Annotated in this window: 13 protein-coding genes, 1 tRNA gene and 2 pseudogenes; 7 read left to right on the plus strand and 9 right to left on the minus strand. The window is 70.6% G+C overall.

Annotated features, from left to right (window positions below; all coding sequences use genetic code 11):
* Window positions 1-173: 173 nt before the first annotated feature.
* The 5 genes from lanKC to ACFZP7_RS18895 all read left to right on the plus strand — a co-directional run bounded on the left by lanKC (window position 174) and on the right by ACFZP7_RS18895 (window position 7,038).
* On the plus strand, window positions 174-2,777 hold the full coding sequence (lanKC, locus tag ACFZP7_RS18875; protein ID WP_385634911.1) for a class III lanthionine synthetase LanKC: 2,604 nt from the start codon (window positions 174-176) through the stop codon (window positions 2,775-2,777).
* Between the two features lie 110 nt (window positions 2,778-2,887).
* The gene (locus ACFZP7_RS18880; RefSeq protein WP_220450921.1) at window positions 2,888-3,001 is read left to right on the plus strand and encodes a SapB/AmfS family lanthipeptide; all 114 of its coding nucleotides are present in this window, start codon (window positions 2,888-2,890) and stop codon (window positions 2,999-3,001) included.
* Window positions 3,002-3,107: 106 nt separating this feature from the next.
* Window positions 3,108-3,221: a SapB/AmfS family lanthipeptide gene (locus ACFZP7_RS18885; protein WP_107053326.1), complete on the plus strand. Its 114-nt coding sequence runs from the start codon at window positions 3,108-3,110 to the stop codon at window positions 3,219-3,221.
* Between the two features lie 158 nt (window positions 3,222-3,379).
* A complete protein-coding gene (locus ACFZP7_RS18890; protein WP_385634913.1) occupies window positions 3,380-5,200 on the plus strand; it encodes an ATP-binding cassette domain-containing protein in 1,821 nt (606 codons plus the stop codon).
* Window positions 5,197-7,038: an ATP-binding cassette domain-containing protein gene (locus tag ACFZP7_RS18895; protein WP_385634915.1), complete on the plus strand. Its 1,842-nt coding sequence runs from the start codon at window positions 5,197-5,199 to the stop codon at window positions 7,036-7,038. Before ACFZP7_RS18890 ends, ACFZP7_RS18895 begins: the two co-directional genes overlap by 4 nt.
* Here ACFZP7_RS18895 and ACFZP7_RS18900 read toward each other — a convergent pair.
* The 4 genes and pseudogenes from ACFZP7_RS18900 to ACFZP7_RS18915 form a co-directional block, all read right to left on the minus strand.
* Window positions 7,007-7,657 carry a DNA-binding response regulator gene (locus ACFZP7_RS18900; RefSeq protein WP_046249700.1) on the minus strand — a complete coding sequence of 217 codons (651 nt, stop codon included), beginning with the start codon at window positions 7,655-7,657 and terminating at the stop codon, window positions 7,007-7,009. The two genes, ACFZP7_RS18895 and ACFZP7_RS18900, sit on opposite strands and share 32 nt — an antisense overlap.
* A gap of 187 nt (window positions 7,658-7,844) precedes the next feature.
* On the minus strand, window positions 7,845-9,362 hold the full coding sequence (locus ACFZP7_RS18905; protein WP_210903947.1) for a sodium:alanine symporter family protein: 1,518 nt from the start codon (window positions 9,360-9,362) through the stop codon (window positions 7,845-7,847).
* A gap of 992 nt (window positions 9,363-10,354) precedes the next feature.
* Entirely contained in the window at window positions 10,355-10,672 is a 318-nt protein-coding gene (locus ACFZP7_RS18910) for a winged helix-turn-helix domain-containing protein (RefSeq protein WP_127444000.1), read from the minus strand.
* Between the two features lie 56 nt (window positions 10,673-10,728).
* Window positions 10,729-11,015 (minus strand): annotated as a pseudogene (locus ACFZP7_RS18915) (NUDIX hydrolase); the annotation flags it as partial.
* A 359-nt stretch (window positions 11,016-11,374) separates the two neighbouring features.
* On the opposite strand from ACFZP7_RS18915, the gene ACFZP7_RS18920 reads away from it, so the two are divergent.
* Window positions 11,375-12,568, plus strand: a complete 1,194-nt coding sequence (locus ACFZP7_RS18920) for a hypothetical protein (RefSeq protein ID WP_254219211.1) — start codon at window positions 11,375-11,377, stop codon at window positions 12,566-12,568.
* An 80-nt stretch (window positions 12,569-12,648) separates the two neighbouring features.
* Here ACFZP7_RS18920 and ACFZP7_RS18925 read toward each other — a convergent pair whose 3' ends face one another.
* From ACFZP7_RS18925 to ACFZP7_RS18940, 4 genes and pseudogenes are all read right to left on the minus strand, one after another.
* The gene (locus tag ACFZP7_RS18925) at window positions 12,649-15,831 is read right to left on the minus strand and encodes a type ISP restriction/modification enzyme (RefSeq protein WP_385634917.1); all 3,183 of its coding nucleotides are present in this window, start codon (window positions 15,829-15,831) and stop codon (window positions 12,649-12,651) included.
* Window positions 15,832-16,290: 459 nt separating this feature from the next.
* Window positions 16,291-16,364: transfer RNA gene (locus tag ACFZP7_RS18930), tRNA-Pro, on the minus strand.
* A gap of 33 nt (window positions 16,365-16,397) precedes the next feature.
* Window positions 16,398-17,184, minus strand: a pseudogene (locus ACFZP7_RS18935) (Pr6Pr family membrane protein).
* Window positions 17,185-17,456: 272 nt separating this feature from the next.
* Window positions 17,457-18,383, minus strand: a complete 927-nt coding sequence (locus ACFZP7_RS18940; RefSeq protein WP_019329803.1) for a metallophosphoesterase — start codon at window positions 18,381-18,383, stop codon at window positions 17,457-17,459.
* Window positions 18,384-18,491: 108 nt separating this feature from the next.
* Between ACFZP7_RS18940 and ACFZP7_RS18945 the strand changes: the two genes are divergently transcribed.
* Window positions 18,492-18,956, plus strand: coding sequence for a GatB/YqeY domain-containing protein (locus tag ACFZP7_RS18945; RefSeq protein ID WP_019329804.1), 465 nt, complete (start codon window positions 18,492-18,494; stop codon window positions 18,954-18,956).
* A gap of 173 nt (window positions 18,957-19,129) precedes the next feature.
* On the opposite strand, the gene ACFZP7_RS18950 is transcribed toward ACFZP7_RS18945, so the two are convergent.
* A complete protein-coding gene (locus ACFZP7_RS18950; protein ID WP_086876052.1) occupies window positions 19,130-21,412 on the minus strand; it encodes a transglycosylase domain-containing protein in 2,283 nt (760 codons plus the stop codon).
* Window positions 21,413-21,452 lie beyond the last annotated feature (40 nt).

Consider the following 21,452-nt stretch of genomic DNA (forward strand, 5'->3'; position numbering starts at 1 on the left):
AGTCGAATCTCCAGCGTGGGACGCACTTTGGCCGATTCGCCGACCCTGAACCATGTGTTTTTCACGGTTCAACTTGGGCGTTGTGTACTGGTGCACCTGTTCGGGGTGTGAAAGGTTTCCTCACGTTCGGGGAAAGCAGAGTGCGGAGTACGGGTATTCGGGGGGACACAGGGATGCGGTACGACGCGTATTGTGTGGCCGATCACACGTTCTTCGACTCGCCGTGGGAGGCGGGCGAAGCGGAGTACGCCTTCGCCGCGGTGCACCGGGACCTCCCCGCGGGCTGGAAGAAGACGCGCCAGGACGACTGGCTGGTCTGCTCCCCCGAGGACACGCGCCGGCCGGCGCAGGGCTGGAAGATCCACGCCTCCGGGTGTCAGGACAACGCCGAGAAGATACTTGACGCCGTCTGGGATTTCTGCGTCCCCCGGGGAATACCGTTCAAGTTCCTGCGCGGCCGGCACCTCCTGCAGCTGCGGAACATGAAATACGCGCCGCGGGGCGCCAGTGGAAAATTCGTCACCGTATATCCGGCGGACGAGGCGGAACTGCGCGAGGTCCTCGAAGGCGTCGACGCGGCCGTCGGGGGAGAGCCCGGCGCCTACATTCTCAGCGATCTGCGCTGGAACCGGGGACCGTTGTACGTGCGCTACGGCGGTTTCGTCGAACGCCACGTCGTCTCGGAGAAGGGCGTGCTGGAACCGGCCGTCGAGCGGCCCGACGGCACCCTCGTGCCCGACCGGCGCAGACCCGGCTTCCACGTCCCCGACTGGGTGACACTGCCGCCGTTCCTCGAGCCGCACGCCGAGGCCCGGCGCGCCCACTCCCTGACCGATCTCCCCTACGTCGTGCGCCGCCCGGTGCACTTCTCCAACGGGGGCGGGGTCTACGTCGCCGAGGACACCCGCACCGGCCGGGAGGTGATCCTCAAGGAGGCCCGCCCGCACGCGGGGCTGACGGCCGACGGACGGGACGCGGTCAGCCGGCTCCAGTGGGAGCGGGACATCCTCGACCGGCTCGCCGGACTGGACTGCGTCCCCTCGGTGGTCGACTACTTCACCGTCGGCGACCACCACTTCCTCGCCCAGGAACTCATCGACGGCAAGCCGCTGAGCAAGTACTTCGGCCAGAAGTACCCGGAAACCGGCCCGCGGGCCGACCCGGACGAGATCGCCGCGTACACGCGGTGGGCCCTCGGCGTCTGCGACGCGGTGGAGCGCGCGGTGGGCTCGTTGCACGAGCGCGGGATCGTCTTCGGCGACCTGCACCCCTACAACGTCATGGTGGGCGACGACGGCCGGATCGGCCTGATCGACTTCGAGGTCGCGGCGCCGGCCGGGACGGACGGGGTGCGCATGCTGGGGCACCCCGCCTACGCCGCGCCCCGGGACCGCACCGGCTTCGCCGCGGACGACTACGCGCTGGGCTGCGTCAAGCTGGCGGTCTTCCTGCCGCTGACGGCGCTGCTGCGACTGGACCTGCGCAAGGCGGTGGAACTGGCCGACGAGATCGCCGCGCGGTTCCCCGTGCCGCGCGCGTTCCTGGACTCGGCGGTCCGCGCCGTCCTCGGCGGGGACTCCGCCTCGGACGTGGCCCCGGCCGGCCGCGACGGCGCGGGACCGCACACCGCCGCCGGTGAGCCCCGGGGGCGGGACGGCCGGCCGCCCCGCCCCCGGTCCGACCGGGCGGCATGGCCCCGCGTGCGCGACTCGCTGGCCGACGGGATTCGGGCCAGTGCCACGCCGCACCGCGACGACCGGCTCTTTCCCGGCGACATCGAGCAGTTCAGCACCGGAGCGCTCAACATCGCCCACGGTGCGGCGGGCGTCCTGTACGCCCTGGACGTCACCGGAGCGGGCCGGCGGCCCGAGCACGAGCGGTGGCTGCTGGAACGCGCGCTGCGCCGGGAGCAGCGGGCCCGGATCGGCTTCTACGACGGGCTCCACGGGGTGGCGTACGTACTGGAGCACCTGGGGTACCGCGAGGAGGCCCGGCGGGTCCTCGACCGCTGCATGGGCGAGCGGTGGCAGCGCCTCGGCACTGACCTGCACGGCGGGCTGGCCGGGGTCGGCCTCAACCTGCTCCACTTCGCCGGGAGGACGGGCGACGACGCCCTGTGCGACTCGGCGCTCGACGTCGCCCGGACGGTCGCGGAGCGGCTGGGCACCGAGACCGACGTGCCGGAGCTGAGCGGCGGCCCCCACCCGAAGGCCGGGCTCATGCACGGCTCGTCGGGCCCGGCGCTGCTGTTCCTGCGCTGCTACGAGGCCACCGGCGACGACACGTTCCTGGACCTCGCGGCGACGGCACTCCGCCAGGACCTCCGCCGCTGCGTCCTGCGGGACGACGGGGCCCTGCACGTCAACGAGGGCTGGCGCTCCCTGCCGTACCTCGCCGAAGGCGGCGCCGGGGTGGCCGTGGTCCTGGACCTCTACCGCGCCCACCGCGACGACGAACGCTTCCGCACGGCGGCCTCGGGCCTGCTGGTCTCGTCCAGCTCCCAGTTCTACGTCCAGTCCGGACTGTTCAACGGCCGGGCGGGCATCCTGGCCCACCTCACCGCCGTGTCACCGGTGCGCCCGACGTCCGACGACCCGCTCGTCGCCGCGCAGATCGACGCGCTGTCCTGGCACGCGATGGAGTACCAGGGGCATCTCGCCTTCCCGGGCGAGCAGTTGCTGAGGCTGTCGATGGATCTCGCGACCGGTTCCGCCGGCGTCCTGCTGGCCCTCGGCTCCGCCCTGCACACGGGGCCGGCCCGCCTGCCGTTCCTGTGACCGCACGCCCCGCCCCCGGCCGCTGACCCCGGCCCACGACCTGCCCGCCGACCACGGAGGGCGCCCGCACCGCGGGCACGCGCATCCGCGCCCGAAGGAGGTGAATCACCATGTCCCTGCTCGACCTTCAGGAGATGGAGCTGTCCACCGACTCCGCCGAGGAGACGGTGCTCGGCAGCGGCCAGAGCCAGCACTGCTCGGACGCCAGCTGGGTCTTCTGCTGATCCGGACCGGCTCAGCGGACCCATCAGCACACCGGCCACACCGGCCACCGGCCACCGGCCACACCGGCCACCGGCCACATCGACCACATCGACGAAAGGACACCGCATGTCCCTGCTCGACCTTCAGGAGATGGAACTGCCCACCGACTCCGCCGAGGAGACGGTGCTCGGCAGCGGCAAGAGCCAGCACTGCTCGGACGCCAGCTGGGTCTTCTGCTGATCCGGCCAGGTGAACCCCGCCCCCGGTCACCGCGGGGCGAGAACACCTGACGCGGCTGACAAGCCGTGAACGAACCGGTCGGCGGGTGCGGCAATCACCCGCCGGCCGGACCGTGTCGGGTCCGGGCCGCCCGTGGCACCTCGCACAAGGAGCAGCACATGACCGCGGACCAGCCGCTGAAAAGCGTAACCCGGCACCCGGGGCGCGCGGCAGACCGCATTCTGCTGCGCACCGCGCGCGCGGGCGGCGCCTGGACCGTACTGCTGCTCGTCACGGCGACCCTGTCGACCGTGGCGCAGATCCTCTTCCCCGCCCTCCTCGGCAAGGCCCTCGACGCCGTGCTCGACGGCGCCGGCGGCAGCCGGTGGGTGATCGGCTGCCTCGTGGCCGTGGCCGCCATGGCCGCCGCCGACGCCCTGTTCGAGCTGGCCGCCGGTGTCGGCGCCGCACGCGGAGTCGCCCTCCTGCGCCACTCGATGCTCGGCTCCCTGCTCTCCTGGACCGGCCCCGGCGCGGCCCGCTCCGCCACCGGTGACCTGGTGAGCCGCCTGGTGGGCGCGGCGGGCGAGGCGGGCGCCGTGGCCGCCGTACTGGTCCGCGCGGCGCTCTCGGTGGTGCCCGCCGTCGGCAGCGTCATCGCCCTCGCGCTGATCGACCCCTGGCTCGCCGGTACGTTCCTGCTCGGCTTCCCCGCCGTCGTCGTGGTCCTGCGCACGTTCACCCGGCGCATGTCCGACGTGTCCACCCGGTACCAGGAGGCGCAGGGACGCCTGGCGACCGCCCTGCTGGAGGCCCTCTCCGGGCGCCGCACCATCGCCGCCGCGGGGACGGCCGAGGCCGAGACCCGCCGGATCCTGCGGACGCTGCCCGAACTGAGCCGGCTGGGCCACGGCATGTGGCAGGCGCAGACCGGCGTCGCCGGCCGGTCCGCCCTGCTCACCCCGCTCCTGGAGATCGGCGTGCTGTCCGTGGCGGGCTTCGCGCTCTCCGCCGGGCGCATCACCGCGGGCGAGATGCTGGCCGCCGCCCAGTACGTCGCCATCGGCAGCGGAGTCGGCATGACGACGATGCTCCTCGGCCGCCTGGCCAGGGCACGGGCCGGCGCCGAGCGGGTGCGCGGCGCCCTGTCCCGCCCCGCCCTGGAGTACGGCGCGCGGACGCTCCCTCCGGGTCCGGGCACCCTGGAACTCCGTGACGTCCGCGTGGTCGCCGGGGGCGGGACCGTCCTCGACGGAGTCGATCTGACGGTCCCCGGCGGCTCGTGCGTGGCGCTCGTCGGCGCGTCGGGCTCGGGTAAATCGCTGCTCGCCGCGGTCGCCGGCCGGCTGGCCGACCCCGACGCCGGGACGGTCGCCCTGGACGGCGTGCCGCTGCGCCGGCTGACCCGCGAGGACCTGCGGTCCGCGGTCGCCCACGCCTTCGAACGCCCGGTGCTCTTCGGCGAGACCCTCGGCGAGGCGATCGCCTGGGGGACCGGCCGGGCGGCGGACGAGGTCCCGGCCGAGCGGATCGAGCGCGCGGCCCGCGCCGCCGACGCCGACGGATTCGTACGACGCCTGCCCGAGGACTACCGGACCCCGCCGTCGGAGGCGGCCCTGTCCGGTGGCGAGGTCCAACGCCTCGGTCTGGCCCGCGCGTTCGTGCACCGCGGCCGACTGCTCGTCCTCGACGACGCCACGTCCAGCCTGGACACCGTCACCGAACACCGCGTCGGCGCCGTCCTCACCGGGGCGTTGCGCGACCGGACCCGCGTCGTCGTCGCCCACCGGGCGGCCACGGCGGCCCGCGCGGACACCGTCGCCTGGCTCGACGGCGGCCGGGTCCGCCGGGTCGGCCCGCACCGCGAACTCTGGCGCACGGAACCCGCGTACCGACGGGTCTTCCGCGGCGCCGCGGACGCGGACGCGGATGCCGCCGCCGACGTGGACGCGGACGCCGCCGACGCCGACGCGGACGCCGGCGCGGAGGTGGCGCCGTGAACGTCCGAACCCCCCGGGACCCGCTCCCCCTCCTCCCCCTCCTCGTCGCCCCCCTGCGGGCCCGGCCCGGGCTCCTCCTCCGCCTGATCCTGTGGTCCCTGGTCGAAGCCGTCCCCGCGCTGCTCGCCGGCCACCTCGTGGCCCGCGCCGTCGATCACGGCTTCGCGGCGGGGCACCCGCTGCGCGGACTGGGCTGGCTCGCCCTGATGGGGCTCGGCGTCTTCGCCGGGGCCTGGGGGACGCGGCAGGCGTACCCGCTGCTCGCCCGCGTGGTCGAACCCTTCCGCGACGACCTCGTGCGCCGGGTCGCCGCGGGGGCGCTGCACCAGGCCGTGGCGGGACATCCCGTGGACGCCTCGGGCGTCTCCCGCCTGACCCTCCAGGTCGAGATGGTGCGCGAGGCGTACGCCGGCGTGCTCATGGTCGTACGCGGCTTCCTGCTCACCGTCGGCGGAGCCCTGCTCGGCATGGTGTTCCTGGCGCCGTCCGTCCTGCCGCTCGTCCTGCCGCCCCTCCTGGCGGGCCTCGGCCTCTTCCTGGCCCTGCTCCGCCGGATGGCCGGCGCGCAGCGGGACGTCATCGTCGCGGACGAACGCGTCGCCGAGGCGGCCGGCGCCGCGTGCGCGGCCGCCCGGGACATCACGGCGTGCGGTGCGGAGGACGGCGTACGGGACCGGCTCGCGGAGCGGATCGACGCCCAGGCGGCCGCCGCACGGCGCCTCGCGGTCCTCATGCCCGCCCGGGTGCTGTGCCTCGCGGTCGCCGGCTGGCTGCCGCTGCTTCTGCTGCTGGTGGCCGCCCCCGGGCTGCGCTCGGGCGGTCTGACCACGGGCGCCGTGCTGGGAGCGGCGACCTATGTGACGGGTGGCCTGCAGCCGGCGGTCCGCTCGCTCATCCAGGGGCTGGGCGGCAGCGGCCTGCGTCTCGCGGTGGCGCTGCGCCGCATCCTCGAGGCCCACCCGCTCCCCGCCCCTCCTCCCGCGCCGAGCACCCGGCCCCGGGCGAGCGCGTCCGCCCGTCCCGCCCACGACGTCGTCCTGACCGCCGTCACCTTCGCCTACGGAGCACACGCGGCCCCGGTCCTGCGGGACCTCGACCTCACCGTGCCGGAGGGCGCGCACCTCGCGGTCGTGGGGCCGAGCGGCATCGGCAAGTCCACCCTGGCCGGGCTGATCTGCGGCACCCTGCGGCCGGACCGTGGCCGGATCCTGGTCGCGGGCCGCCCGCCGGCCGCCCTGAGCCCGGCCGACCGCTCCGCCGTGCGCGTCCTCGTCCCCCAGGAGGCGTACGTCTTCTCGGGCGGCCTCATGGAGAACCTGTGCCTCCTGCGCCCCGACGCCGGCGAGGACGAGGTGACGACGGCCGTGGCCGCGGTGGGGGCGGCCCCGCTCGTCACCCGGCTCGGCGGCCTCGGCGCCCAGGTCGACCCGGCCGCCCTGTCGTCGGGCGAGCGCCAGCAGATCGCCCTGGCCCGCGCCTATCTGTCGCCGGCCCCCCTCGTCGTGCTGGACGAGGCCACCTGCCACCTCGACCCGGCGGCGGAGGCCCGCGCGGAGGAGGCGTTCGCCCGGCGGCCGGGATCGCTGGTCGTCATCGCCCACCGCATCAGCTCCGCGCTCCGCGCCCGGCACGTCCTCGTCCTGGACGGCGACCGGGCGGTCGGCGGCGCACACCACGAGGTGCTGCGGCGCTCCCCCCTCTACCGCGACCTGGTCGGCCACTGGAGCGACGAGGCGCCGCCCGAGGCCCCGCCGGACGGCGCGGCCGGTGACGACCCCGGCGCCCCCGCCGCGCGGGGCGGCACGGTCAGAGCCACCCTGCCTCGGTCGCGATCCTGATCGCGTCCACCCGGCTGCGGGCCTGGGTCTTGGCCACGGCGGACGCCAGATGGTTGCGGACCGTGCCGACCGAGATGTAGAGCTGCGCGGCGACGTCCCGCGTCGACGCGCCCTGCGCCGTCAGCCGGAGCACCGAGACCTCACGGGGGGTCAGCGGATTCTCCGACGCCGTCGCCGCCGCGAGCGCCAGTTCGGGATCGACCACCCGGTGCCCCCGGGCCACCTGCCGGATGTCCTCCGCCAACCGGGCGGTCGGCGCGTCCTTGCGGATGAACCCGACCACCCGGGCCGTGAGCGCCCGCCGCACGTGCTCCGGTCGCGCCACGCTGGTCAGCAGCAGGGAACGGCAGGAGGGCAGCTTGGCCTGCAGCTCCACGGCGGCGGTGATCCCGTCCATGCCGGGCAGGTCGATGTCGAGCACGGCCACGTCCGGCCGCGTGCGCAGCGCGGTGGGGACGATGAGGTCCCCGTGCTCGACCGCCGCCACGATGTCGAGGTCGGGTTCCTGGGACAGCAGCGCGGTCAGCGCCTGCCGGATCAACGGCGCGTCCTCGGCCAGCAGCACCCGGATACGGGCGTCCCCCTCGACCCGGTCCCGGTCCGGTCTGCCGTCGTGCACGTCCGCGCCCCCGTCCGCTGATCGATCAGACTCCCCCTCACATGACATGTGAACCCGCAGAAAGGAACAAGGAGCAAACCGGCCACGCCCCCGGCCACCCGTGGACGCACAGGCACGGACGGGCCCGTGCTCACCAAGGCGCGAGGTGGGCACGGGCCCGTTCAGGAGCCGGTCCGCGTGAGGCGGGTCAGACGGTGGTCTTCACCGACTCCTGGTCTTCGCCGTCCCCGGTCTCCCCAGCGTCGCGGGCGCGGACGTACTCCAGGAAGGAGTTGAGTTCACGCTTGACGACGGGGGCGAGGAGGTAGAGGCCGATGATGTTGATGACGGCGAGCGAGAAGAGGACCGCGTCGGCCAGGTCGATCAGGGTCTGCAGCGTCAGCAGCGAGCCGGCGATGGCGAAGACGGTGTAGAGGACCTTGTACGTCACCTCGCTGGTCCGGCTGCGGCCGAAGAGGTACGTCCACGCCTTGAGGCCGTAGTAGCCCCAGGTCAGCACGGTGGAGATGGCGAACAGCATCACCGCGACGGTCAGGATGTACGGGAACCAGGGCAGCACCGTCTCGAAGGCGTCGGAGGTGATGGTGACGCCGCCGATGTCCTCGCCGAGCGTGGCCGGGTTGGCGATGACGATGGTCAGCGCGGTCATGGTGCAGATGACGACGGTGTCGATGAACGGCTCCAGCAGGGCGACCAGACCCTCGCTCGCGGGGTGCTTGGTCTTGACCGCGGAGTGGGCGATCGGGGCGGAGCCCAGGCCCGCCTCGTTGGAGAAGGCGGCCCGCTTGAAGCCGATGATCAGCGCGCCGAGCACACCGCCGGCGACGCCCTCGGGGTTGAACGCGCCCTCGACGATGGCGGTGACGGCGTCCGGGACGGCACTGACGTTGACCAGGATCACGATCAGACAGGCGACGATGTAGATGCCGGCCATGGCGGGCACCAGCCGGCTGGTGACGTTGGCGATGGAGCGGATGCCGCCGAGCAGCACGATGCCGACCAGCGCGGCGACCAGGATGCCGAAGAACAGGGCGCCGGCGGAGGAGCCGATGGCGCCGTCCTCGCCGCCGGTGACGGAGACCAGCTGCGCGTAGGACTGGTTGACCTGGAAGAGGTTGCCGCCGAAGAGGCCGAAGAAGAGGATCATGAACGAGGCGAGGACCGCGAGGACCTTGCCCAGGGTCTTGCCGTTCTTGCCGAAGCGTTCGGCGAGCCCCTTGGGCAGGTAGTGCATCGGGCCGCCGGACACGGTGCCGTCGGCGTGCACCTCGCGGTACTTCACGCCGAGGGTGACCTCGACGAACTTGGTGGCCATGCCGAGCAGGCCGCACAGGATCATCCAGAACGTGGCGCCGGGGCCGCCGATGGAGACGGCGACGGCCACACCGGCGATGTTGCCGAGACCGACCGTGCCGGAGACGGCGGCGGTCAGCGCCTGGAAGTGGTTGACCTCGCCGGCCGAGCCCTTCTCGTCGTACTTCCCCCTCACCACGTCGACGGCGAGCCGGAACTTGCGGACCTGGACGAACCCGAACCAGCCGGTGAAGACCAGGCCGGCGACGACGAGCCAGGCGACGATGAGGGGCAGGTCGGTGCCGCCGACGGGAACGGCGTAGAAGACGACCTCTCCCAGCCACTTGGCTATGGGTTCGAAGAATCCGCTGACGGCTTCGTCGACGGACTGGGTGACGGATTCGAGTGACACGGTGGCTACCTCGATGACGCGGGGCTGGCGGGCTGGGGAATCTCGCCGGGTGAGCGGTCTCTGAGCGAACGTCGTTGTCCGGTGATCGAACCCGTGCGCACGGTCCGGTTTCGGACCGTGATCGTTCAGGGTCGTGGTGCGCGTACAGGCCGACCCTCCGCGGATCGGCAGCTGTCCGATCCACCTGCGGAGTTGCGCAGTTCTACCACGAGTTTGCCGTTTCTTTAGTGACGTACATCACATAACTGTTCGTCACCGACGGAAGTCCCAGCCCGTGAGACCGGACCGTTATCCCGCGCCCGGGATGGGTGTCAGGGGCACCTATATCCCGCTGGGCCGGCCCTCGCAGGGGCCCACCGACGGCACCCACCGCTTCCGACGCCTCCTTGACGCCCACCGGCATGAAGGGCCTGCCGAAGACTGCCGGAAGCGGGCAATGCGGAGCGTGCTCCGTATCGGCACGATGGAACCGAGGGGAGCAAGCGCCAGGTCCCGATGCCGGACACCACCAGGCAACGGCACCGGGACCCTGCCGCACCACATGCCGAGCCGAGCCCCCGATCCCGCTCCGCACGCCGCCCGCCCCAGCGGCCTACATCCCCGCGCCCGTCCTCGCGCGGGCGGTGCCCTGGCCGTCGGCCGCTTCCTGCGGAATGGGTTGCGCCGCCGCCCAAGTCGCCCCGTCCCTCGACACGTTGAGCGCCGCTCGTTCTGCCAAACGACCTCAGAAAGACCCCTCCGGGACCCGCCCCACGCTGCGGATCAGGCTCCTGACCTGGTAACTCACTGTCCGGGAGGCAGGACTTGAACCCATGAACTCTTCGTCCGAAGCAACGTTGATGGGTGCTCGGCCTTGGGCTGATGTGTCCCTCACCTGCGGCGATGGTCCAAGGGCGTCCGCGCTTTCCGCCGCTGTCCGTCGGCGTTGTCACGCAGTTAGACACGCACCTCTTCAACGCGGCGTTTCAGCCTGGGACTGCCGCAACCCACTTCTAAGCGGATCCCTTCTGACCTGCTTCAAGGGCACGGTAAGCCGCCCAGCCTGCCTCAGTGAGTGCCCACGGATCACCGCGCTTCTCGTACGGCTTGAGAAGCCCTGCCTTGACCATCCGGTTCCGCTGCCAAGCGGTTCGGTTCTCCCACTTGACTTCTCCATTGGACGGCTGCGGCAGGTGGTCGGTTGCCGTGAGTTGGGGCCCGTACCGCTCTTGAATTCTCCGAAGCACCGCTTGCTTGGAGCCCGCGCCGCCCATCTCGCCAAGCGTTGTGAGGAGCCAACGGCCGAGTACCTCGTGGGGTGTCAGCTGCATGCTGGGGATCGTATGACTCCGCTCTGACTCGCGTGGCGCCCTCTGCTGAGAGCGTGGCCAGGTTCCATGAGGTGCTTGCCGTCGTGGCTTCGCGTGTGGGGTCCAGGGCGTCCAAGAGCCTGATCGCGTAGACCTCGGCCATGCGCTCGCTGACCTCGTCGAGCCACGAGACAGCCGTCGACTCGCTGGACGTGCGCTCGTCCCCGCCGGACGGCTTGCACCGGAAGTCCCCGGCCACGATGCCTCGGGTCGTGTTGTTGTAGACGCCGGTGAGCTCGTCGCCCTCGACGTGGATGCCTGTCTCTTCCCAGACTTCGCGGGCTACGCCGGCCTCCGGGGTCTCGATCTCCAAGCGCACTCCGGAGCGGTAGCCGCGGAGTTAGACACGCATACGAAACAGGTGAGGCACCTACTCTAGTACCGCCAGAACAACAAGCATGGCGGCTTGGTTGGCCTTGGCACCGCCATCGCCACCGTATGTGCGGCGCTTCCTCACGCCTTGGCCGAGCTGGAGGAGGCGGATGGCCAGCGACTCATCTCCCTCACGGCTGTCGATCCCTCCCGACGCAGCCGATTGCAGGTCACCGACCCCGCTGTGGAGCCACCGAAGCACTGGCCAGGTCGCTGAGCACGACGTCTACGACGGCTGCACCGCCGACATCAGCCGGGCCGACATCTTGGCTCGATGCGTAGCGCCCGTGATTGAGCGGATTCCTCACCGTCGCCTGGGATATCCCTGCCAGGATCGGACGCGTGACATACGTAGTGACTGTGGACGCCCACATCCCGGAGGGCACTCCGGAGATGGACCCACTTCAGCGCGCCGGCGCCGTGGCGCTCATTGAGGACGGCTTCGACTCGGTCGAGGCCATCGAGGGCCCCGACGGCATGGAAGTCGACCTCCTCGACAGCATCGTGGCCGTCTACCCGGGCGGAGCGCTTCTGAAGGTGTTCGTGGATGCTCCGGCTCTGGAATTCGCCGAGGAGGCTGTGCGGTCGATCGTGGGTGAACTGCTTGAACGGTCTGAGCTGCTGGCTGACTGGCAGATCGAGCGATGCCAGGTCGAACTGCACCCGGATCTCGCCCAGGAGAGTCTCGCCGCCGCCGAGGGTCCCGATGCCCCGCCCGATGATCCGGCTGACCGTAAGGCCCGGCATGCCGAGCGTCCCACGGTCGAGGGCGGCAGCGAGGGCTATGACGCCAAGGCGGAAGCTGAGGCAGTACGCGGTCAGATGCTGGCACTGGCAGACGAGCTGCGCTCCTTCCCGCCCGTGATGTTTGGCGTCCTGGACGACGAAGACGGTGAGGAAGAACACTGTGACAGCGAGTTCGCCGTCTCGCTGGAGGACGCCAAACTCGCCGCCGGTGCCTTGGTGTACGCGACGGAAGTCTTGGTGGGCGAGCTGTTCCAAGACGTGCAGACCCTGACGGAGGAGGACACCACCGCTGCGGAATGCGACGGTCCCCTCTGGCACTTCGAGGACCTTCCCGAGCGATACGCCCTCCAGTACGACGCCCGCTTCGCCCGCCGCTTCCTGGTGACGGTGATCGCCATGACCACCCGCTTCACAGACGGCAGCTTCCAGCAGCTGAGCTGTGTCGCCGAGGAACTCGCCTTGAGGCTACTGCTGAATGCGACGAACGTGACCCTGGAGACCTTCGGGCTGCTCGACGACGGTGTCTCGGCCGCTCTCGACGCGTTCACGAACAATGTCTACGAGGACATGGACCACGAGTGGCTCTACGACGACTCCATGGACGGTGCCGACGAGAGCGCCGTCGGATCGGCTCTCGGCGTCGCACCGATGGCGTTCAAGGCGTGGTTCACGCCGTTCAACGAGGGCAGGTACGTCCACCCGTCCGCGGCTAATGAACCGGAGGGGGCAGCGCAGTGAGTTGTCCCGCTACCCGCCCTTTACACAGCCAGGTTCTGCCGAAGCCAGGGCGTGACATCCAAGACGAGCCGCTGCTTCACTCACAGGTCGAACAGTGCGTCGCCCGCATCCGATGTCGCCTTCAACGCCTTGGTCGCCTCTATGGGCACGGGAAGGGTTCCCGCTGTGGTCAGGTCCGCCACCGTGATCAGTGGGCCCGCGCACACCTCATTGAAGAGGTCGGCCTGTGCCGGCTCCTCGCGCACGAGCAGGCCGAGGACATTCAGCAGCTCCAGCAATTCCGTGGTCCATGAGGGAAGCCAGTGCCGAGCGAACTCATGGTCCAGTTCGAGGCGCCGCTTGCCGGCGGGATTCTTTCGACGGTAGCCAAACCACTTGTCGAGAACGTTCATCCCGGACACTTCGTACTCCCGGACCGCGCGAGGCACCGGACTGATCCGTCCACTGCCGACCCACAGGTCCTGTGTCACGGGGTCGTACGCCAGCTTCTCCGGCATGGCTTCCGCATGGTCCGGAATCTCCGCGACGCATCGGGGGCGCTCGCGTGGTAGCAACACCCTGCCGTACGGCCTCCCGGCCGTCTCATCGGCGTACCGCTCGCCGTAGGTGTGCAGCCACAGGACTCGCTGGCCGATGGCAACCGCCCGTTCCCACAGGTAACGGTCAGCGGTGAGGGGTATCCGGGCGCCCGGGACTTCCAGGTCTTCCTGGAACCGAGCTGTGTACTCCGGGTGGGACGCCATCGCGGCGATGTAGGCCAACAGGTCTTCGGCGACGACCGGTACGCCGAGTCGCCCGGAGATGAGGGGGAGCAGACCGGGCGCGACGTTGGGCAGCGTACCGGCGGCGTTGCGGTAGAGAGGACGGGCGCAACCGCTGCGGTTGTTGAAGTAGTGCATGTCGGGGATGAGGGCGCTGAAGACCAGTGCTGGCCCGTTGACCACCGGGTGGGCGTTCTGCTCGATGGTGTAGATCTGGCGGTCGCTGCGGACTCGCCAGAGGTCTGCTCTGCCGCGTTCCATCAATCGGCTGTCCGGCAGGACATATTGCCGGTCGAACGACCGGAATCCGATGCGCACCGTTTGAGCGTTTGCCCTGTGCTCGGTGGCGAGTGTTGTACGTCCATGAGATTCGACCCCCGGCAGGGGCGGGACCTTGTCATCAGGCGTTCGCTCTCCCGAGTTTCCGAGCATCTCGGCACGCCGCTCAGTGTCCGCAGCGACAAAGCGCCGCCACCGTTTGTGGAGCGTCTCCTCGTCCGGTGCATAGACCCACATGCGCCCCGGGGTGACGCCACGGGACGACCACGGCATCAGGTCTCTCAACTGCGGGCAGGACTCCCACAGATCGCTGCCGGGTGGCAGGAAGGCATCCGTCCCGCCGGTGGCACACTCGCGCCATTCGGGGTCGTCGAGCCTGAGGGTCGTCAGACGTTCGATCTTCTCGTCGCGGCGCCCGCCGACCTTGAGGTGTCTTACCTTTGCGGCCTGCCGGTCTGTCCGCGGCCTGGGGCTGTCCCGCCATCGTACAAAGATCGCGATGCACAGCTCCTGGGCGACCTCGGGGAAGATGCGGGTCGCGACATCCGCGCGGTGGCCCTCCGGTGACAGGTCGATGATCCAGCCCTCGTCGGCGGTTTCCCGCAAGTAGCGCCGCATTCCGGCGAACGCCCGCCCCTTGAGCCATGCCTTCGGTGTGATCAGGGCGACGACACCGAATGGAGCGTCGTCGTGTGCGTCGAAGACCTTCCAGGTGGCCCAGCGCCAGAAGTAGACGTAGAGATTGGCGATCTTCGACTCGTACCTGCCATTACCAGGTTCCCGGAAGGCCCCCAGCGGGGCGGGGATGTCCGCCTCGGGCTCGCCTCGTTCCACCCACTTGCCGGCGCCCCGGCTCACGGCGTCGTGAGGCGGGTTGCCCATGACGACCATGACACGCTCGTCCCGCTTGACCTGGTTGGCCTGGCGGCGGGATTCGGCGAGCGCCCGGTAGGTATGGGGGATCCAGTTGAACTCGGCTGTCGGACTGTCCAGGGCATCAGCCACCAGCAGCCTGAGGCCCTGGGAGGGGGCCGCGGACCCGTACTGCTTGAGCATGGCGTGCATGCGCAGTTCTGCGACTGCGAACGGACCGACCTGCATCTCGAAGCCGACCAGTCGACGCCCCACCATGTCTCGCAGACGCGGTCCCACCGCGCCCGGGCCCTCTTCTTCGGCGATCGTCTCGGCAGCGAGCTCCAGTGCCGACAGCAGGAAAGTGCCGGTGCCCATGGCCGGATCGACAAGGACCACATCGGGAGAAGCGAAGCCGGACGGAATACGGAATCCCTCCCGTCTCAGGACGTCCTCGACCAGCCTGGCCATGGCCGAGACGACACCACGCGGTGTGTAGTACGAGCCGGTGCGTATCCGCAGCTCAGGGTCGTAGATATGAAGGAAGTGCTCGTAGAGCAGGAAATAGGCGTCGCCCGTTCCGTCGTCGAGCAGGTCCCATCTGACCGCGCCGATGACACGGAGCAGTGTGTTGAGTGTGGTGGACAGTCCAGCGACTGAGTCTCCGGCGAGGGCGTCAAGTGCCTGGCCCATCAGCGAGTGTTTCTTGCCCAGCTTCGTGGCGATGCTGTGCATAGTCTCGCCCTCGAAGGTGATTTCCTCCACCCGAGCGAGCAGAAGGGCGAACACGACGGCTTGACCGTACTGTTCGACGAACTCGGTGTCGGTCGCCTCCGGGAACAGCAAGTGCCGCCAGTCCTTGGCCAGCTTTGTGAAGGCCGGCAGACGGCGTTGGCTCTTCTCCTGCGCGATCGCCTCACCGACCTCTTCCGACAGAAGTTGGCAGAGGCCGGCGACTGCTCGGATGAGCTGGCTCGTGGTGCGGGGTGTCTGCGGCTCCCAGGTAAGGAAGTCGTACAGCACTCGGGCAAGCGCGCCGTCGGCGGGAGCAAGCCGGGCTCCGGAAGTGAGGACCGAGCCGCGCAGGTAGGCCACGTCGCCAACCTGCTCGCCCTGCTGGTGGACAGAGAACTCGTTACCGTCACAGAGCAGTACGTTGTTGAGCAGCCGCAGTTTCGCCCACTGCTCGGCGTTGCGGCGTGTGTAGACGGACGGGTCGGCCTGAGTGCCCGGCTTCTTGAGCTCGATGTAACCGACGAGAGCGCCGCCGACCTCGACCACATAGTCAGGGCGGGCTCCCATGTCGACGAGGGGAACTTCGCCGATGAGGGTGACGTCCAGACCAAGGCCACGGCACACAGACCGGATCATGTTCTCCAGCGGTCCCCGGAGCTGGTCCTCCTGCCACCCGCTGCCTCTCAGCTTTGGCGTGACCTCCGCTCCAAACGCGGACACAGAGGCGCGGACTGCCTGTTCGAAGCTGTCATGGATCCTCCGTCGGGCACTCATACCGCCCCATCCCCCAAGGCGGGCAGATCCGGCCGACGTCAGGTCGGTGCGGCTATCTGCCGCACCTTGCTCCCGTCGGGGTCGGACTTCATTCCGGCCCTCGCTGTTCCATGACCGTAGGAGGGGAGCGCGGGGCGCAAGGAGGGTGCATGCGAGGGCGCACGGAGGCGCGTATGCGCGCAATATGCGCCCATGTCGGATTGGAGCTGAGACGTTGGATGCGCCGGGTCAAGGCCGTCGCGAGGCGGCGGGCGCTGTCCAGAAACCCGTCAGGGGCCTGATCCACTTGGTGGATCAGGCCCCTGACCTGGTACTTCACTGTCGGGGTGGCGGGATTTGAACCCACGACCTCTTCGTCCCGAACGAAGCGCGCTACCAAGCTGCGCCACACCCCGATCGTCGCTGCTCTCGCGGCGACGTCGTTTACTTTAGCCCACCCGGAGCCGGAGACGAAATCCGGTTTTACCAGCGGCGGCGCAGGGGGTTCGGGCGGATGTGGTCGAGGGCCACGAGGAGGACGCCGAGGGCGTAGAGGGAGAGGCCCAGGAGGAGGGCGTTGCCGAGGACGCCCTTGTAGCCGTGCTGGTCGACGTCGAGGAAGGGGTAGAGGTACCGGTCCTGGGTGCCGGGGAGGAGGAGTTCGCCGCGGGCCAGGGAGAAGGCCAGGTAGGCCAGGGGGTAGAGGAGCCACGCGGCGGCCTGGCGCAGGTGGAGGCGGCCGGGGGCGGTGAGGAGGAGCCAGTCCAGGGCGGCGGCCGCGGGGACGGCGGTGTTCAGGAGATGGCTCGCGGTCGCCTGCCAGCCGGTGCCCGCGGTCGCCGCCTCGGTCGCGAAGGGGCTCGACGCGTTGACCAGGAGCAGGTGGTGGATGAGGCCGGCGGCGACGACGTAGAGCAGGGCCGCTCCGGTGAGGGCGCCCGGCAGGGGGCGGCGGGCGGACCACGCGCGACGGGCCGAGGCGAGCATGACCAGGGCCAGCAGGACGCTGCTCTGGAGCGTGAAGTGGCTGACCGTCCTGGTGGCCGGGCCGCCCGTCGCCAGTTCGAGCGCCACGCCGGTGGCGGCCAGGAGTGCCGTCAGGAGTCGGAAGACGGCGACCAGCGGGCGGCGTACGGGCGTGATCACGGCCGTCGCCGGGACGGGGGAGGGCAGCAGGGTCGGCGGGCCGGGGACCGCGGGGAGGTCCGGGATGTCCCTGGGTATCGGGGCTGTCATGGCCTCAAGCTAGGCATGCCGGACATAGCGGGCTATGCGGGTGGGCCGTGTGGGTGACTTCCGACTCGTGACCCCCGGCTCAGGGCTCTGCGCTTCCATGCGCTGGGCCCGGCGCCGGGCCCAGCGCATGGCCCGGTCCTCGGATTCGGCCCGGCCTTAGTGCCCCGCCCCCGGCTCCCCCCGGGCCCCAGCCCCCGGCCCCAGCCCCCGGCCCCGGCCGCCGGCCCCGGCCTTCGCGGCCCTGCCCCGGCCTCCGGCCTCCGCCCCCCCCGCTACTCCCGCCCCACCAGCGTCAGCAACGTCGCCTCCGGGGGACAGGCGAAGCGGACCGGCGTGTAGCGGTTGGTGCCGCAGCCCGCCGAGACGTGGAGGTAGGCCGTCCGGCCCTCGGCCGTGTGGGTGGACAGGCCCTTCACGCGGTCCGTGTCGAGGTCGCAGTTGGTGACCAGGGCGCCGTAGAAGGGGATGCAGAGCTGGCCGCCGTGGGTGTGGCCGGCCAGGATCAGCGGGTAGCCGTCCGCCGTGTAGGAGTCCAGGACGCGCAGGTACGGGGCGTGCACGACGCCCATCGAGAAGTCGGCCGTGCCGGACGGGCCGCCGGCCACTTCCGCGTACCGGTCGCGCTTGATGTGCGGGTCGTCCAGCCCCGTCAGCTCGACGGAGACGCCCTCGACCTTGAGGGTGCCGCGGGTGTTGGTGAGGTTCTGCCAGCCGGCGGCGTCGAAGCCGTCGCGCAGGTCCTCCCACGGGTTGTGGACGGCGCCCACGGCGGGCGCGTTGCCGTTCAGACCGTGGCGGCCCTGGGCCTTCTCGATCAGGTACCGGGCGGGATTGCGCAGCTTGGGGCCGTAGTAGTCGTTGGAGCCGAAGACGTAGGCGCCGGGGAACTCCATCAGGGGCCCGAGGGCGTCCAGGACCTCCGGGACACCGTCCGGGTCGGACAGGTTGTCGCCGGTGTTGATCACGAAGTCGGGGCGCAGGCCGGCCAGCGAGCGCAGCCAGCGCTGCTTCTTGCGCTGGCCGCCGACCATGTGGATGTCGGAGACCTGGAGCACGCGCAGCGGGCGCATCCCGGAGGGCAGGACGGGGATCGTCACCCGTCGCAGGCGGAAGGAGCGGGCCTCGAAGCCCGCCGCGTAGACCAGTCCGGCGGCGCCAACCGCCGTGATTCCCAGGGGTACTCCGTATCGCGCGCGCATGTGTCCATCGTCGCAGAAGCGGGGGAGTGAGCCGGCCGCGCGTCCGTTCGCCGGGGCACCCTTTAATCGGCAGGCGCCCCTTCCCCGGCACCTGCGACAATCGTCACCATGACCACGCTCAAGTCGAAGCTGCAGGACGACCTCAACGCCGCGATCAAGGAGCGCGACGAGCTCCGCTCCTCGACGCTCCGGCTGACGCTCGCCGCGATCACCAAGGAGGAGGTCGCGGGGAAGGAGAAGCGGGAGCTCTCCGACGACGAGGTGCAGAAGGTGATCACCCGCGAGGCCAAGAAGCGCCGTGAGGCCGCCGAGGCCTTCGCGCAGGGCGGCCGTGCCGAGAGCGCCGAGCGCGAGAAGGCGGAGGGCGAGGTGCTCGCGGCCTACCTGCCCAAGCAGCTCTCCGACGACGAGCTGAACGCGATCGTCGCGCAGGCCGTCGAGGAGGCGAAGGCGGCGGGCGCCGAGGGGCCGCGGGCCATGGGTGCCGTCATGAAGATCGTCAACCCGAAGGTGGCCGGACAGGCCGAGGGCGGCCGGGTCGCCGCCGCGGTGAAGAAGCTGCTCGCGGGCTGACCCGCCCGGGCGCTCGCCCGGCGCCGGCACGAGCGAGGCCGGTGGCGCCTCCGGGAGGAGGAGCCACCGGCCTTCGTCGTCGTATTACGGAGTACGGGGCACGGGGCACGGGGCACGGACTATGGCGTACGGCTACAGGAGTACGCGTCGCGGTACCGGTCGCGCGTACGACCTCAGTCGCGCCGTCCGCCGGGCCCGTTCCCGCCGTTGCCCTGGCCCTGGATGAAGTTGCCCCAGCCGCCGTCGTTGCCGCCGTTGCCCGTGCCGCCGTCGATCAGGCCGCCGATGACGCCGCCGGCGTCGTCGCCGTTGCCCCCGTCGTCCCGGCCGCCGCCGTCGTTCCCCCGGCCGTTGTCCCGGTCCCGGCCCTTGTCCTTGTCGGCCGCGTCCGGGATGTCGACGAGGTTGAAGTCGTCGGCGGGCTTGCCCTCCAGGGCGCCCGACATCATGTCCCGCCAGATCGGGCCGGGGACCGCGCCACCGAAGACCTTGTCGTGCGGGACGCCGCCGATGGTGATGTTGACCATCTTCCGCTCGTGCTTCGGGTCACCGACCCACACGGCGCCCGCCAGGTTCGGCGTGTAGCCCACGAACCATGCCGCGTAGCGCTCGTCGGTCGTACCGGTCTTGCCCGCGCTGTCCCGGCTGTCCAGGCCGGCCTGGGTACCCGTGCCGTCCTCGACGACGCCCCGCAGGAGCGTGTTGATGGTGTCGGCCGTGGTCTCGGACATGGCCCGCGAGCAGGTGGACTTCGGGACCTCGAGCGACTTGCTCTTGTTGCCGATCCGCTGGCTGATCGACTCGATGGCGATCGGCGTGCAGTACATGCCGCGCGAGGCGAAGGCCGCGTAGGCGCTCGCCATGGTCAGCGGGGAGACCTCGGTGACGCCGAGGGCGATGGACGGGGTCTGCTCCAGCTTGTTGCCGTTGGCGCGCTCGACGCCCATCTTGTCCGCCATCTGCGTCACCGGGCAGATGCCGATGTCGCTGATCAGCTGCACGTAGTAGGTGTTGACCGAGAGGGCGGTCGCCTCCTTCATGTCGTACGGGCCGACCTCGGTCTCGTTCTCGTTGGCGAGCTTCGCGCCCTCGTTGTTCACCCAGTTCTTGCCGCCGCAGGCCGCGACCGGGCTCGGGTACTCCATCTCGTACGGCGAGGAGTACGACTTCGTCGCGGGCATGCCGCCCTCGAGCGCGGCGGCGGCCACGATCGGCTTGAAGGTCGAGCCGGGCTGGTAGCCGGCGCCTCCGCCCATGTCGTTGTTGACCGACAGGTTGAGCGTCGTCTCGCCCTGCTTGATGTCGACGCCGTAGGGGCGCGACTGGCCCATCGCCACGATCTTCCCGGTGCCGGGCTCGACGATGGTGGCCGCGGTCGCCACGTCGTCGCTCGTGTAGACGTGGTCCTTGATCGACTGCTGCGCCGACTCCTGGGCCTGCGGGTCGAGGGTGGTGCGGATCGTCAGGCCGCCCTGGTTCCAGATCTTGGCCCGGTCCTCCTTGGTCTTGCCGAAGACCGGGTCGCTCAGGAAGACCTCGCGCACGTAGTCGCAGAAGAAGCCGGCGCCCTTGACGGCCGTGATGCAGCCGTTCTTGGGACGGCTGACCTTCAGCCCGAGCGGCGCGGCCTGCGCCTTGTCGGCCTCCGCCTGGGAGATGTCGCCGACCTGGGCCATGCGCTCCAGGACGACGTTGCGCCGCTTGGTGGCCTCGGCCTCGTCGTTGACCGGGTCGTACCGGCTGGGCGACTGGACGATGCCGGCCAGGAGCGCGGCCTCCTGCACGTTGAGGTCCTTGGCGGACTTCGAGAAGTAGCGCTGGGAGGCGGCCTCGACGCCGTACGCCTGCTGGCCGAAGAACGTGATGTTCAGGTAGTTCTCGAGGATCTTCTTCTTGCCCAGCTCCTCCTCGACCTGGATCGCCAGCTTCAGCTCGCGGATCTTGCGGCCGATGGTCTGCTGGGTGGCCTGGGCGACCTTCGTCGGGTCGTCGCCGGCCTCCTCCACGAAGACGTTCTTCACGTACTGCTGCGTGAGCGTGGACGCGCCCTCGGACACCTCGCCGCTGCGCGCGTTCTTGTTGAGCGCGCGCAGGACGCCCTTCAGGTCGACCGCGCCGTGCTCGTAGAAGCGGGAATCCTCGATCGCGACGATCGCCTTCTGCATGTACGGCGAGATCTCCTTGAGGGGGACCACCGTGCGGTCGCGCGAGTACACCGTGGCGATCGTGCCGCCCTCGGCGTCGAGGATGGAGGTGCGCTGGCTGAGCGGGGGAGTCTTCAGGTTGGCCGGGAGGGCGTCGAAGCTCTCCACCGACCCCTTGGCCGCCAGCCCCAGCGCGCCCACCGCGGGCAACGCGATGCCGGCCAGCACGGCTCCCGCGAGGACACTGACACCGAGGAACTTGGCGGCCTGCTGCGTGGGAGACAGACCACCGCCCGAGCGCTTCTTTGGCATGGAGGCAGCCTACGTTCTCATTCGCCGGACACGCGTATAT

Source organism: Streptomyces sp. SudanB5_2050, assembly GCF_964272335.1.
Classification (GTDB): domain Bacteria; phylum Actinomycetota; class Actinomycetes; order Streptomycetales; family Streptomycetaceae; genus Streptomyces; species Streptomyces rochei.